This window comes from Halomonas sp. 3F2F (genome assembly GCF_014897805.1).
Lineage (GTDB): Bacteria > Pseudomonadota > Gammaproteobacteria > Pseudomonadales > Halomonadaceae > Vreelandella.
The window spans coordinates 1-12,292 of the sequence record NZ_JABUZE010000071.1; the positions used below are offsets into that span (position 1 = coordinate 1).

The window sequence follows — 12,292 nt, forward strand, 5'->3', positions numbered from 1 at the left end:
CAGCGGATGCGTACTTTACGGATTCGCTGCCGTCTTGGCAAGGGATTTTGTAAAAAAACGCCAACATTCGTCTGTTACTCTAATGCTGGCAGCATCACCCCCTCTATTTGAGCGTTATTTAAGCGCAGGAATTGCGTCAGGAACTAATGATTCGGTGCTGAGATCAGCAATCGTTCGCGCACCGGTGAGCGTCATCGCCACCTTCATCTCTTTTTCGAATAGCTCAAGCAGGTTAGCAACCCCCGCCTCACCTGCCGCTGCAAGCGCATAGATAAAGGCACGACCTATCAATGCTGTGTCTGCACCCATGGCAATCATTCTCACTACATCTAACCCATTACGCACACCAGAATCTGCCAGGATGGACAAGTCACCCTTAACTGCATCTGCAATAGCAGGCAGGGCACGTGCAGTAGAAGGCACGCCATCCAACTGACGGCCACCGTGATTGGAAACCACAATACCATCCGCCCCAAAGCGGACTGCATCACGGGCATCTTCAGCATCCAATATGCCCTTAATAATCATTGAGCCATCCCACTGCTCACGAATCCAATCCAGATCTTTCCAGGAAATAGAGGGGTCAAAGTTATCGCCAAGCCAAGCAATATAATCCTCAAGTTCTGTCGGCTGACCACGATAATCAGACACGTTGCCTAGGTCATGCGGGCGGCCACAAACACCGACATCCCAAGCCCAAAGAGGATGCAACGCAGCCTGAAGCATACGTTTCATAGGCCCGCTTTTGCCGCTCATGCCTGAATGGGCATCGCGATAACGCGCTCCAGGCACAGGCATATCAACGGTGAAGACTAATGTTTTAACCCCTGCCGCCTTAGCACGCTCAAGCACGTGCTTCATAAAGCCCCGATCCTTCAATACATAAAGCTGAAACCAGATGGGCCGCTCCACTGCCGCTGCCACTTCTGCAATTGGACATACGGAGACCGTCGACAACGTAAACGGTATGCCCTTCTTGGTCGCTGCCCGTGCTGCCTGGACTTCACCACGCCTAGCGTACATGCCTGTTAGCCCCACCGGCGCCAAGGCAAGAGGCATTGCCATCTTTTCACCAAACAGTTCGGTTTCCAGCGATAGCGACGACATATCCTTCAACACCCGCTGCCGCAACGCGACACCCGCTAGGTCTTCAACATTGCTCCGCAACGTATGCTCTGCGTATGACCCGCCATCAGCATAGTGAAACAGAAACGGGGGGATACGACGCTTGGCAGCTTGGCGGTAGTCCGTAGGTGATGAAATGATCATGGCAGGCCCTATGCAATAAATAGATGCACTATCTATAAGTACTATCTGTAAACGGTCATCGAAGCGTCAGTATTAGGCGCTTCAGATAAAAATTGGTTTTACCAATTTACAAAAAATTATCCTCAACAGTAATGAGGCGCCGCAGTCGTGTCAAACACGCATCGCCCACCATGGCATATTTCGGTCATATACTTTAGTTATAAGTCAAATAAACGGTGCCAATAGCTATCAATTTGCTAGCCTTTTACTGTTGAGACAAATCATTAAAGCCCTTATAATTGGTCTTACCAATTATAAGGGCCTGCACTAATGACTTATCCTCCGCTCCGCCAGCAGCGCTTGGCTGATGTGATTACCGAGCGCCTTGAAGCAATGATTCTTGAAGGTAGCCTCAAGCCTGGCCAGCGCCTGCCCCCAGAAAGAGAGCTTGCTGAACGGTTTGGCGTGTCACGCCCCTCTCTACGTGAGGCCATTCAAAAGCTTGCCGCACGAGGCCTGCTTACCAGCCGCCAAGGGGGTGGTACCTTCGTGAATGAAACGCTAAACAGCGGCTACACCGACCCTTTGTTGGAGATGCTTTCCCGACACAACGAATTTCATTTGGATTTGCTTGAATTTCGCGATGCGATGGAAGGCATTTCGGCTTATTACGCCGCGTTACGCTCAACACCAGCGGACAAAGCCGTATTAATCCAGCGTTTTGAAGAACTTGATGGTGGATTTGTGGGTGCCAACCCCGCCCAAGAAGCAAAACTAGACGCAGCCTTCCACCTTGCTATTGCAGAAGCCGCTCATAACGTACTGTTACTTCACACCATTCGAGGCATTTTTCATTTATTAGAGCAAAGCATCGTTGACAACCTCGCCCATCTTTTTGCAAAGCCCGACTCGCGTTCGCAGCTAATGAAGCAACACCGAGCCCTACTAGATGCGATTTTAGAAGGGCGTGCTGAAGATGCCCGCAGCCGCGCGCACGAGCACTTAGTGTACGTTGAGGAAGGCCTTCTCGAGATGGCCAGAGCGGAAACCCGCGCCCAGCGAGCACTGCGTCGTGCCCAAGGTACCAGCAGCACACCCGCATGAGTCGCTTACTTCGCCTTTCAGGTCACCGCTGGCGGCTACTCTGGCTAATCGCGATTCCGCTAGGACTGATGCTATGCATGTGGCAGGCCGCTCAACTGGCCCGCGAGCAGGCGCTATCAAACTTACAAGACGATGCCGAAAACGAGCTGCGGCTGTCGGCCGCCAACTTAAATGGTTACCTACTGCGCTATGATTATTTGCCACAAATGCTGGCGACCAGGGAAGGCGTACAACGTTTTTTAGATTCCCCAGACAGCCAAGACCCCATGCCGCTCAACTTACTGCTTGACCGTTTTCGCTTTACCTCTGGGGTCTCAGATGTTTATTTGCTTAACCGTGACGCCGATACCATCGCCGCCAGCAACTGGCACCGCCCTAATACATTCATTGGTCAAAACTACGCGTTTCGCAGCTATTACACCGATGCCATTACCGGGGGGCAGGGGCGTTTTTATGGCTTAGGTGTACAGTCGCTTGAGCGTGGTTACTATTTCTCAGCGCCGGTGTGGCTTGATGACACCTCGCCCGATGCAAAACCCGACGGTGTTATCGTCGTCAAAGTACTGCTCGACGATGTTGAAGAGAGCTGGGCTGAGCAGGACGCTGAACTGTTTGTCACCGATAGCGACAATATTATTTTCATGGCCAGCCACCCTGAGCTGCGCATGAATGCCCTCCACCCTCTTACCGACGGCCAACGCGACAGCCTACGGGCAACTCGTCGCTATGCAATGGAGCCTTTAACGCCTTCCGGCATTGAGCTTGAAGCCCCTTACGGGGCCGATAGCTATCTTGTTAGCTTTGCTAGCGGGCCATTAAGTGGTGGGCACTATTTAAGCCTTACGCGCCCCATCCCAGAGTTTGGCTGGCAAATGCATATTTTAAAACCACTGACTCCTGTGGTGAACGCCCAGTGGATCGCGGCGCTGATGGCGGGAGGCTTATATGGCGTGGTGGCCTTGGGCGGAGGCATTGGTTGGCAACGCTTGCGTTTACGCCGAGAGAGAGAAGCGTTTGCGGAACGCGAACGACAAACCTTAGCGAGAGTACGCGATGAACTAGAAGTCAGCGTTGAGCGAAGAACACGTGATTTAGTCGCCAGTAATCAGAGGCTTTCTGGTGAAATAGAAGAGCGGCGGCGAGCAGAAGCTAATCTACGCCAAACCCAAGATGAGCTGATCCAAGCGGCAAAGCTTGCGGTATTAGGTCAATTGGCTGCCGGTATTAATCACGAGTTAAATCAACCATTAGCGGCTATTCGCGCCTACGCTGAAAATGGTCGACGGTTTATTGAACTGTCGCGGGTGGACAAAGCAGATGCCAACCTAGCGCAAATTGTCGAGCTTACCCAGCGCATGGCCGATATTAGCGCCCAGCTGCGCCAGTTTTCTCGTAAGAGCAGCGAGCGTCAGGAAACAATCTCTGTCCAAGCCTGTATTGAGTACGCCCTGCGTTTATTCCACAGCCGCTTACGTGATGATGGCATCAGGGTGGTCCAACAATGGCCAGAGGAGACGCTTTGGGTTGAGGGTGATTTAGTCCGCCTAGAGCAAGTACTGGTGAATTTGATCAGTAACGCGTTACAGGCAATGAAAGAGGTATCGTCACCCATGCTGACGCTAAGCGTAGAAATAGCACAACAGCAAGTGATGATTAGCGTTGCCGATAATGGCCCAGGCATCCCAGAACAACACTTGGGCCAGATCTTCGAACCTTTCTTCACCACGAAAGCACCCGGCAGCGGATTAGGGCTAGGACTTTCGATTTCCTCACGTATTATGGAGGATCTGGGCGGCAAGCTGCAGGTAGCGAATCAGCCCACTGGCGGGGCGCGATTCACCATTACGCTACCCTGTTCAACAACACCTAACGTACTGCAGCCATACTCAGTCAAGGAGAGTAACAACCATGCATGAGCCGTCGACGCTGCCGGTCATGGTGATCGACGACGAACCGCACCTGCGTATCACCGCCAGCCAAACACTCGAACTCGCTGGCTACACGCCTCACTGTTTTGAGTCTGCAGAACAAGCGCTTGAGGCACTACCAGCAAACTTTCCCGGCGTCATCGTGAGTGATATTCGTATGCCCGGAATGGACGGTATGGCGCTATTACATGAATTACACAGCCGCGATGCCACACTGCCGATTATCTTAATCACTGGCCACGGTGACATCTCAACCGCGGTGGAGGCGATGCGTGCAGGCGCTTGGGATTTTCTGGAAAAGCCTTTCGCTGGGGATCAGCTACTCGATGTCGTAAGGCGAGGCATCGAAAAGCGCCAGCTAAGCCTGGAAAATTTGCGCTTAAAAGCCGAGCTTGAGGTTCAGCAGGCAGCCCTTGGGCCTCGTTTAGTCGGCCGTACCGCAGTGATTTCTCGCCTAGCAGCAATGATTCAACGCATCAGCCAAGTAGAGGCTGATGTGCTCCTATTTGGCGAAACCGGCACCGGAAAAGACCTTGTCGCCCGCGCCATTCATGAACGTAGCGTCCGACGCAATAGCCCGTTTATGGCGATAAACTGCGGTGCAGTGCCAGAAAACACCATAGAGTCAGAACTGTTTGGCCATGAGAAAGGTGCTTTTACCGGCGCAGTAGAACGGCGAATTGGTAAATTCGAGCATGCCAATGGTGGCACCGTGTTCCTGGATGAAATCGAATCAATGCCATTGGCACTTCAGGTGAAGCTATTGCGCGTATTACAAGAGCGTAGCGTCGAGCGTCTTGGGGCCAACGAGACGGTGCCACTCAATATACGAGTGATTGCGGCCACCAAAGTGGACCTTAAAGCTGCTGCTGAAGAAGGGAGCTTTCGCGAAGATCTCTACTATCGACTCAACGTGGTCACCCTGCCACTGCCCGCACTGCGCGAACGACGCGAGGACATTCCCCTGCTGTTCCAGCATTTCGCCGTGGTCGCTGCCAACCGCAGTGGCTTAGAAGCCCCTACCCTGGATAGCCACTCAATTGCCGCCCTGCTGGCTCACGACTGGCCTGGTAATGTTCGCGAGCTGCGTAACCTTGCAGAGCGTTATGTGCTATTGGGAGCAGCCTTTGACTACCGTCTGGATGCGCTACTGGAAGGGGCCAACGCCGACACCGAAGAGCCCACGTTGCCGCGCCAAGTAGAGCTATTTGAAAAGAGCCTGATTAGCCAATCCCTGTCCCGCCATCATGGGCGCGTAACCGACGTATGCCGTCATCTGGGAATACCCCGCAAAACCTTCTACGACAAACTCAAAAAACACAGTTTAAGCGCTGATGATTATCGCCATAGCAGCGACCCTTGATGAAACAACTCAATCAACACGTCCCACGGTGGTACCCAGGGCACCAAGGTAAATAGCGCAATCAGCATAAAGACATTCGATAGTGGGCGGCGGCCATCGCCAAGCTTAAGTGCGGTGCCAAAAGAGCGCTTTAACCGCGCGCCTTCTAGGTCCACGCTGAAAAGTTCGTCCAGGCTTAAATGAATGATAAATCCTAGCAGTACCGCTGCACTATGGCACCAGGCCAGCCAAGCTGGCTGTGCCAGCAGATGAAAACTAAACGCGGCAGTCATCAGCGCGCACAGCACAGCCGCCATCAATGAGTGCCAAATACCTCGATGAACCGTTAGCCGTGAGAACACCACCGCCGCAAAATAACGCACGCTAACGTAAATGCCACCACACGCCACTAGCAACAAACCTGGTGTTAACCAGGGCTGCAACAACAACACACCAAGCACCAGTGAAGGCACCGATAAAAGATTAAAAATCAAACGGATAGATCGTGATCGATCAGCATCTATGTCAGGCAAAATACCGCCAAAGGCTACCAGAGCAATAATTAATAGCGCCTGAGTCGCTGGCCACCACTCAGCCTGCCAGCCAGCATAAGCCATGAGTACGCCGCCTGCTGCTGCTACCGTAATGTGCGTGCGAAAATTCGCCATTAGCGCGGCATCCTGGAAAACTGGATAAATTACCAGATTTTTGGCTGCCGCAACATGTCTATTTAAGAAAAAAAGAGTGTTAGGCCAACTGCTTAGCGCCTGTATGAAGAAATTTACTGAGCGAGGAACTGATCTTTTAACTTAACGTAGTTACCTGCCGTGTAAGGAAAGAAAGCGCGCTCTTTATCTTTAAGTGGACGCAACGCTTTCGCCGGGTTTCCCGCATATACATGACCGCTTTCCAAACGTTTGCCCGGTGTAACAACTGCGCCAGCCGCAATAATCACCTCATCCTCGACAACTGCTCCATCCATCACAATTGCCCCCATACCCACCAAAATACGGCTACCCAGCGTACAGCCATGCAAAATCGCTTTATGGCCAATGGTGACATCATCACCAATCGTCAGTGGAAAGCCATCAGGATTGAAATCGCTGGCATGGGTAATATGCAGCACGCTGCCATCCTGCACGCTAGTGCGAGCACCAATGCGGATCTGATGCATATCTCCCCGGATCACGGTCATCGGCCAGACCGAGCAGTCATCGCCCAGCTCTACATCACCTATTACCACGCTAGCGGGGTCGACATAAACCCGCTTACCAAGGCGAGGCGAAATACCTTGAAATGGTCGTAAGGCATTGCTCATTGCACACTCCTGCTTAACGCTATTGGATTAAAATATTCAAGAACTATAGCAACCCGCCGAGCAATACAATAAACGTCAGCGGAATCGACACCCAGCGGACAATATTACGCCAGAGTGCATAGCCACTCTCCCCAACACCCAATGCCTGTACAACCTGCACGCGGGGCATCACCCAGGCCGCAAAGATAGCAATCAACAGCCCACCCATAGGTAGGAAAATATCGGGCGGAATACTACTAACTAGCTCAAACACATTGCGTCCGAACAACGGCCTGAAATCGGCAAGCGTGGAAAACGAGAACGCCGAAAGCAGCCCTAACAACCATACGCTAAGCGCCACGACGGCCGTTGATATACTGCGACGCCATCCAAGCCCTTGCAGCGTTGCCACCATGGGTTCAGCGAGGTTAATCGCTGAGGTCCAGGTAGCCAATAAGAGCAACAAAAAGAATACACTTAACCAAAATGCTCCCCAAGGCAGCTCAGAAAAAGCAATTGGCAACGTCACAAACATCAACCCTGGGCCGTCAGCAGGGTCCATACCTTGGGCAAATACCACCGAAAAGATTGCAATCCCTGCTAATAAAGCGACGCTGATATCGAGCATTGCAACTGCAAACGCGGCTTTCGGTAGGCTCTGCTCATCAGGCATATAAGCCCCATAAGCCATTAGCGCGCAGGCCCCAACGGCAAGGGTAAAAAACGCATGTCCCATGGCATGCAACACCACTGAGGTCGTTACGTCGCCAAACGACGGTAAAAACAGCCATGAAAGCGCCGTACCAAATCCGTCGGTGGTCGTGGCATAACCAGCCAGTAGCAACAATAAGCCATACAGCAGCGGCATCAATAGGTTGTTCAACCTCTCTAGGCCTTTGGCAACGCCCGCCGCCACTACCGTCATGGTCATAAATAGGAATAACGAGTGGTTAAAAATCAACAGGCCTGGGTTTGCCAGAAACGCATCGAAACCCGCACCTATTTCTGCGGCACTTGCACCATCGAAATTTCCGTTTATTGAAGCGACTAAAAACTCAATCGACCAACCTGACACCACCGAGTAAAACGATAAAATACAGAAGACGGTGAAGGCTCCAAATAAGCCTAACCAGCGCCAGTGCCGAGAAGCGCCGGCTTCTACAGCCAGCCTACTCAGCGCTTGCATAGGCCCCCGTCGCCCAGCCCGGCCAATTAAAATCTCGGCCATCATTACAGGGATACCTAACAGCAGTACAAACGCCACATAGATCAATAGAAATGCCGCACCACCGTTCTCGCCTGCAACATACGGGAAGCGCCAAATATTACCCAACCCAACTGCAGCCCCCGTTACCGCTAAGATGAAGGCTCGCTTTGACCCCCAGCGCTCCAGCGTTTCACTCATCACTTGCTCCTACCATTGGTGGCACTAATTGGCGACACTAAAAGGCGGCAAGACTAGCAGGCGCTTACGCCTAGGCCAAACCCTGGTGTAAGCCACAGTATTCAGCCCAGACATTGAAACACGGCCTCACCGCCCGCACTGTGTCATTATTATTGCGTTTTTATGCGCCACTAACGTATTTAAAAACGTTACGAGTTAAAAAATTAATGCCTACGAGGTGCCTATGTCCCGCAATCCGTTGCTAGAGCCGCATGAGCTTCCCCCTTTCGCTGACATTCGCGCTGAACACGTCGTGCCTGCGGTAGAAACGCTGCTGAATGAAAGCCGGGAAGTCATTGACCGACTCGCTCAACAGGCCGCCACAGTGCCACCACATTGGGATAACTTTGCTGCGCCGCTAGAGGCTGTTAATGACCGGCTTACCCAAGCGTGGTCGCCCATCTCTCATCTCAACGGCACGATGAACACCCCCGAACTGCGGGAAGCTTATCAGGCATGCTTGGAACAACTCTCGGCGTTTAGCACCTGGATGGGACAACACGAAGGACTCTTTAAGGGCTGGCAAGCGCTTAAGCAGGGTGATGCATGGGCAAGTCTAACGCCTGCTCAGCAACGCACGGTAGAAAACACTTTACGCGATTTCCGCTTAGCCGGTGTCGATTTACCTGCTGACAAAAAGGCTCGCTACGGCGCGATTCAAGCGCGCCTCTCCACCTTATCCAACCAGTTTTCAAACAACGTGCTCGATGCTACCCAAGCTTGGCATAAGGATATTGACCACCTTGATGCACTTGCTGGCGTTCCGGAAAGCGCCCTTGATACGCTAAAAGCAACCGCCCAGGCAAAAGGCGTCGATGGCTATCGCATCACCCTAGATTTCCCAAGCTTTTTCCCCATTATCAGTTATGCCGATAACCGAGAGTTGCGGCGTGAGGTATACACCGCGTTTGTCACTCGTGCTTCCGATCAAGGCCCAGACACAGGCAAGTTCGATAACGCTCCCGTTCTTGAAGAGATTTTGGCACTCCGCCAAGAGCTCGCCCACTTGCTGGGCTTTAAGACCTACGCCGATTACTCGCTCACCACTAAGATGGCCGATTCTCCCGAGCAGGTGCTTGAGTTTTTGAATGACCTAGCTCGCCGTGCCGTTCCCCAGGCCACGGAAGAAGTCGCGGAGCTCAGCGACTATGCTCGTGAAGCATTAGGGATTGAAACGCTTGAGCCATGGGATGTGCCCTATGCCAGTGAAAAACTACGCGAGGCACGTCACTCCATCTCACAAGAGCAGCTTCGCCCTTACTTCCCAGCGCCACGGGTGGTGGATGGGCTATTCCAGGTAGTAGAACGTCTTTACGGCGTTCGCGTGGAAGCAGCACCTGATGCGCCTAGCTATCACAACGATGTTCAATACTTCCGCATTACAGAACAAGGTGAGCCGATCGCCGGTTTCTATTTGGACTTGTATGCTCGCGAAAGCAAGCGCGGCGGAGCATGGATGGCCGATTGCCGAGTACGCCGCCAAACTGAAAACGGCCTACAGCTGCCAGTGGCATTTCTGACCTGTAACTTTACCGCCCCAGTGGGCGACAAACCCGCTCTGCTAACCCATGATGAAGTCACCACGCTGTTTCATGAGTTCGGCCATGGCTTGCATCACATGCTGACCAAACAGGACATTGCCGATATCTCTGGCATTAACGGTGTTGCTTGGGATGCGGTTGAACTACCCAGCCAATTCATGGAGAACTACTGCTGGGAACGCGAAGGACTAGACCTGATCGCCAAGCATGTCGATACTGGCGAGCCCCTGCCCGCTGACCTGCTAGCGCGTTTACAGGCTGCCAAAAACTTCCAATCAGCAATGGGAATGGTGCGCCAAATAGAGTTTTCATTATTCGACTTGCGCCTGCACCATGAGCTGGAAGCGCCCAGCGCCAGTGACGTTCAAACGCTATTGGATGACGTACGTAGCCACACCTCGGTCGTGCCGACAGTTGGCTTTAACCGCTTCCAGAATAGCTTTAGCCATATTTTTGCGGGTGGCTATGCGGCGGGCTATTACAGCTACAAATGGGCGGAAGTACTTTCTGCCGATGCTTGGAGCGCGTTCGAGGAGGCAGGGATTTTTGACCCTTCCACTGGCCAACGCTTCCGTCAGGAAATTCTAGAATCAGGCGGCGTGAGGGATGCCGCCGAGCTATTTCGCGCTTTCCGAGGCCGTGAGCCAAGCGTAGAACCATTATTACGCCATAGCGGTATCCGCGCAGCCTGACGTTTATTTTCACTATCACCGGGTGCGGTATCTGTCTTGTTACCGCACCCTTGGAGCCTGTTATGTCGAGTGTGAAACGCTTTATTGCTGGGGTAACCTGCCCACGCTGCGCGGCCATGGATCGGATTCGCGCCTGGGAGCAAAACAACATTCGCTACCGGGAATGCGTTAACTGCGATTTTTTCGAGCAGTTGCCGATTGAAGATGAGGCAGCACCAGAGCTAACTACCCGCGTTAACCAAGTACGCGAAGAGCAAAAAACGCAGGATGTACAGCCCGTACGCATTCTCGACCCTGGCAAACCTAAACGTTAACCACCTATTCCAAGCATTTATGTCACCGCTTTTAATTTAAGCCTCCACCACGCTGGAGGCCAAGCCACTCCTCACTCCTCACTCCTCACTCCTCACTCCTCACTCCTCACTCATGAAAGTGTGCGAAAAACCACACACTAACGAACCTATAGTGTGCGAAACCCCAGACACTTAACGTTTTTTTAGTTTCAACCAAAGTTGAATAAGAGAACTTTAAGCTACTGATTTTAATAATCAGCCCGCCTATTGGCATGACTATCGCTCTATGTAAATTGCTTAAGATAAAGCCACTGGCAGTGCCAGCACGCCAGACGATAATCCCAATAACAGCTTAGGAAATCTCGCCATGCGCAATATGATGCCTAAAACCGTCGCCTTTCTTGCCAGTAGTGCCCTTCTAGCAGCAGGCACTGCCCAAGCAGACCGCTCAGAATGGCCCGATAACTTCACTGTCGGTACCGCCAGTCAAGGCGGCACCTACTTCGTTTATGGCTCAGGCTGGGCTAACTTTATTGCTGATGAGCTAGACGTTTCAGGCGGTGGTGAAGTCACAGGCGGCCCAACTCAAAACCTAGCGCTCGTACACAGCGGCGATATGGCCTTTGGTCTTACCACGATGGGCCCAGCGTCGGATGCTGTTAAGGGTGAAAGTCCACTAGCGCCAGGCCTGGCAATGGACAATGTTTGTGCACTGTTCCCGATGTATGAAACCCCCTTCTCTATTGCCGCTCTTTCGAGCTCAGGCATTGAGTCCATCGCTGACATTCCTGATGGCGCGCGCATCGGGTTCGGCCCAGCAGCTTCTACATCAGACACTTACTTCCCCGCTATCCTCGAAACGCTGGGCGTTGAGTTTGATCGTCGTAATGGCGGCTGGTCTGACTTAGGTGGTCAGCTGCAGGATGGCCTGCTGGATGTGATCGCGTTTGCAGCGGGTATTCCGATTCCGGCCGTTAGCCAACTCGAAGTGCAGACCGATGTGAACATTATTGAGTTTACCGAAGAAGAGATGGCCACCGTCCTGGACGCCTTCCCGGTTGCTGAATTCACTATCCCAGCGAGCACTTACACCACACTGGAAGAAGACGCACGCGCTGTTTCTATGTGGAACTTTGCCATTGCGGGCTGTGATCTGCCGGAAGACTTTATCTATGAAGTCACCAAAGCCACGATGGAAAACAATGACCGTATGCGCTCAGTGCACCGCAGCGCTGAAACCACCATTCCAGAAAACATCGTCCACAACAATGTGCTGCCCTTCCATCCGGGCGCCGCACGCTGGTATGAAGAGAATGGCTACGACATTGATGATGACATGATCAACTAAGCCAAGCCCCTCTTCACGCTGCCCTGTTTTCCGCTGGCCGGATGGGGCAGCGTTC

The 12,292-nt window shown here is 52.6% G+C and carries 10 protein-coding genes; 6 read left to right on the forward strand and 4 right to left on the reverse strand.

Annotated elements, in window-relative coordinates:
- Positions 1 to 114: 114 nt before the first annotated feature.
- Positions 115 to 1,269, reverse strand: coding sequence for an FMN-dependent L-lactate dehydrogenase LldD (lldD, locus tag INT21_RS08460; RefSeq protein ID WP_083000277.1), 1,155 nt, complete (start codon positions 1,267 to 1,269; stop codon positions 115 to 117).
- Positions 1,270 to 1,578: 309 nt separating this feature from the next.
- On the opposite strand from lldD, the gene INT21_RS08465 reads away from it, so the two are divergent.
- From INT21_RS08465 to INT21_RS08475, 3 genes are read left to right on the forward strand one after another with little or no spacing between them, the layout of a single operon-like run.
- Positions 1,579 to 2,352: a GntR family transcriptional regulator gene (locus INT21_RS08465; RefSeq protein WP_009724995.1), complete on the forward strand. Its 774-nt coding sequence runs from the start codon at positions 1,579 to 1,581 to the stop codon at positions 2,350 to 2,352.
- Positions 2,349 to 4,268 (forward strand): sensor histidine kinase, encoded by a 1,920-nt coding sequence (locus INT21_RS08470; protein WP_193060201.1) that lies wholly within the window; start codon positions 2,349 to 2,351, stop codon positions 4,266 to 4,268. Before INT21_RS08465 ends, INT21_RS08470 begins: the two co-directional genes overlap by 4 nt.
- Entirely contained in the window at positions 4,261 to 5,643 is a 1,383-nt protein-coding gene (locus INT21_RS08475; RefSeq protein ID WP_083000271.1) for a sigma-54-dependent transcriptional regulator, read from the forward strand. The genes INT21_RS08470 and INT21_RS08475 overlap by 8 nt, the downstream gene beginning before the upstream one ends.
- Here INT21_RS08475 and INT21_RS08480 read toward each other — a convergent pair.
- The 3 genes from INT21_RS08480 to INT21_RS08490 form a co-directional block, all read right to left on the reverse strand.
- Positions 5,619 to 6,290, reverse strand: a complete 672-nt coding sequence (locus tag INT21_RS08480; protein WP_083000269.1) for a metal-dependent hydrolase — start codon at positions 6,288 to 6,290, stop codon at positions 5,619 to 5,621. The two genes, INT21_RS08475 and INT21_RS08480, sit on opposite strands and share 25 nt — an antisense overlap.
- 113 nt (positions 6,291 to 6,403) lie before the next feature.
- The gene (locus INT21_RS08485) at positions 6,404 to 6,940 is read right to left on the reverse strand and encodes a gamma carbonic anhydrase family protein (protein ID WP_083000267.1); all 537 of its coding nucleotides are present in this window, start codon (positions 6,938 to 6,940) and stop codon (positions 6,404 to 6,406) included.
- Between the two features lie 43 nt (positions 6,941 to 6,983).
- Positions 6,984 to 8,324, reverse strand: coding sequence for a sodium-dependent transporter (locus INT21_RS08490; RefSeq protein ID WP_083000265.1), 1,341 nt, complete (start codon positions 8,322 to 8,324; stop codon positions 6,984 to 6,986).
- Between the two features lie 223 nt (positions 8,325 to 8,547).
- Here INT21_RS08490 and prlC point away from each other — a divergent pair, with 223 nt between their 5' ends.
- From prlC to INT21_RS08505, 3 genes are all read left to right on the forward strand, one after another.
- A complete protein-coding gene (prlC, locus tag INT21_RS08495; RefSeq protein WP_193060202.1) occupies positions 8,548 to 10,596 on the forward strand; it encodes an oligopeptidase A in 2,049 nt (682 codons plus the stop codon).
- Between the two features lie 62 nt (positions 10,597 to 10,658).
- Positions 10,659 to 10,910 carry a YheV family putative zinc ribbon protein gene (locus INT21_RS08500; RefSeq protein WP_009725002.1) on the forward strand — a complete coding sequence of 84 codons (252 nt, stop codon included), beginning with the start codon at positions 10,659 to 10,661 and terminating at the stop codon, positions 10,908 to 10,910.
- Positions 10,911 to 11,256: 346 nt separating this feature from the next.
- Entirely contained in the window at positions 11,257 to 12,237 is a 981-nt protein-coding gene (locus INT21_RS08505) for a TAXI family TRAP transporter solute-binding subunit (protein ID WP_083000262.1), read from the forward strand.
- Positions 12,238 to 12,292 lie beyond the last annotated feature (55 nt).

Bases quoted from the DNA above. Each gene is read 5' to 3' on its own strand.
- lldD (WP_083000277.1), bottom strand. From the start codon at position 1,269: ATGATCATTTCATCACCTACGGACTACCGCCAAGCTGCCAAGCGTCGT.
- INT21_RS08465 (WP_009724995.1), top strand. From the start codon at position 1,579: ATGACTTATCCTCCGCTCCGCCAGCAGCGCTTGGCTGATGTGATTACC.
- INT21_RS08470 (WP_193060201.1), top strand. From the start codon at position 2,349: ATGAGTCGCTTACTTCGCCTTTCAGGTCACCGCTGGCGGCTACTCTGG.
- INT21_RS08475 (WP_083000271.1), top strand. From the start codon at position 4,261: ATGCATGAGCCGTCGACGCTGCCGGTCATGGTGATCGACGACGAACCG.
- INT21_RS08480 (WP_083000269.1), bottom strand. From the start codon at position 6,290: ATGGCGAATTTTCGCACGCACATTACGGTAGCAGCAGCAGGCGGCGTA.
- INT21_RS08485 (WP_083000267.1), bottom strand. From the start codon at position 6,940: ATGAGCAATGCCTTACGACCATTTCAAGGTATTTCGCCTCGCCTTGGT.
- INT21_RS08490 (WP_083000265.1), bottom strand. From the start codon at position 8,324: ATGAGTGAAACGCTGGAGCGCTGGGGGTCAAAGCGAGCCTTCATCTTA.
- prlC (WP_193060202.1), top strand. From the start codon at position 8,548: ATGTCCCGCAATCCGTTGCTAGAGCCGCATGAGCTTCCCCCTTTCGCT.
- INT21_RS08500 (WP_009725002.1), top strand. From the start codon at position 10,659: ATGTCGAGTGTGAAACGCTTTATTGCTGGGGTAACCTGCCCACGCTGC.
- INT21_RS08505 (WP_083000262.1), top strand. From the start codon at position 11,257: ATGCGCAATATGATGCCTAAAACCGTCGCCTTTCTTGCCAGTAGTGCC.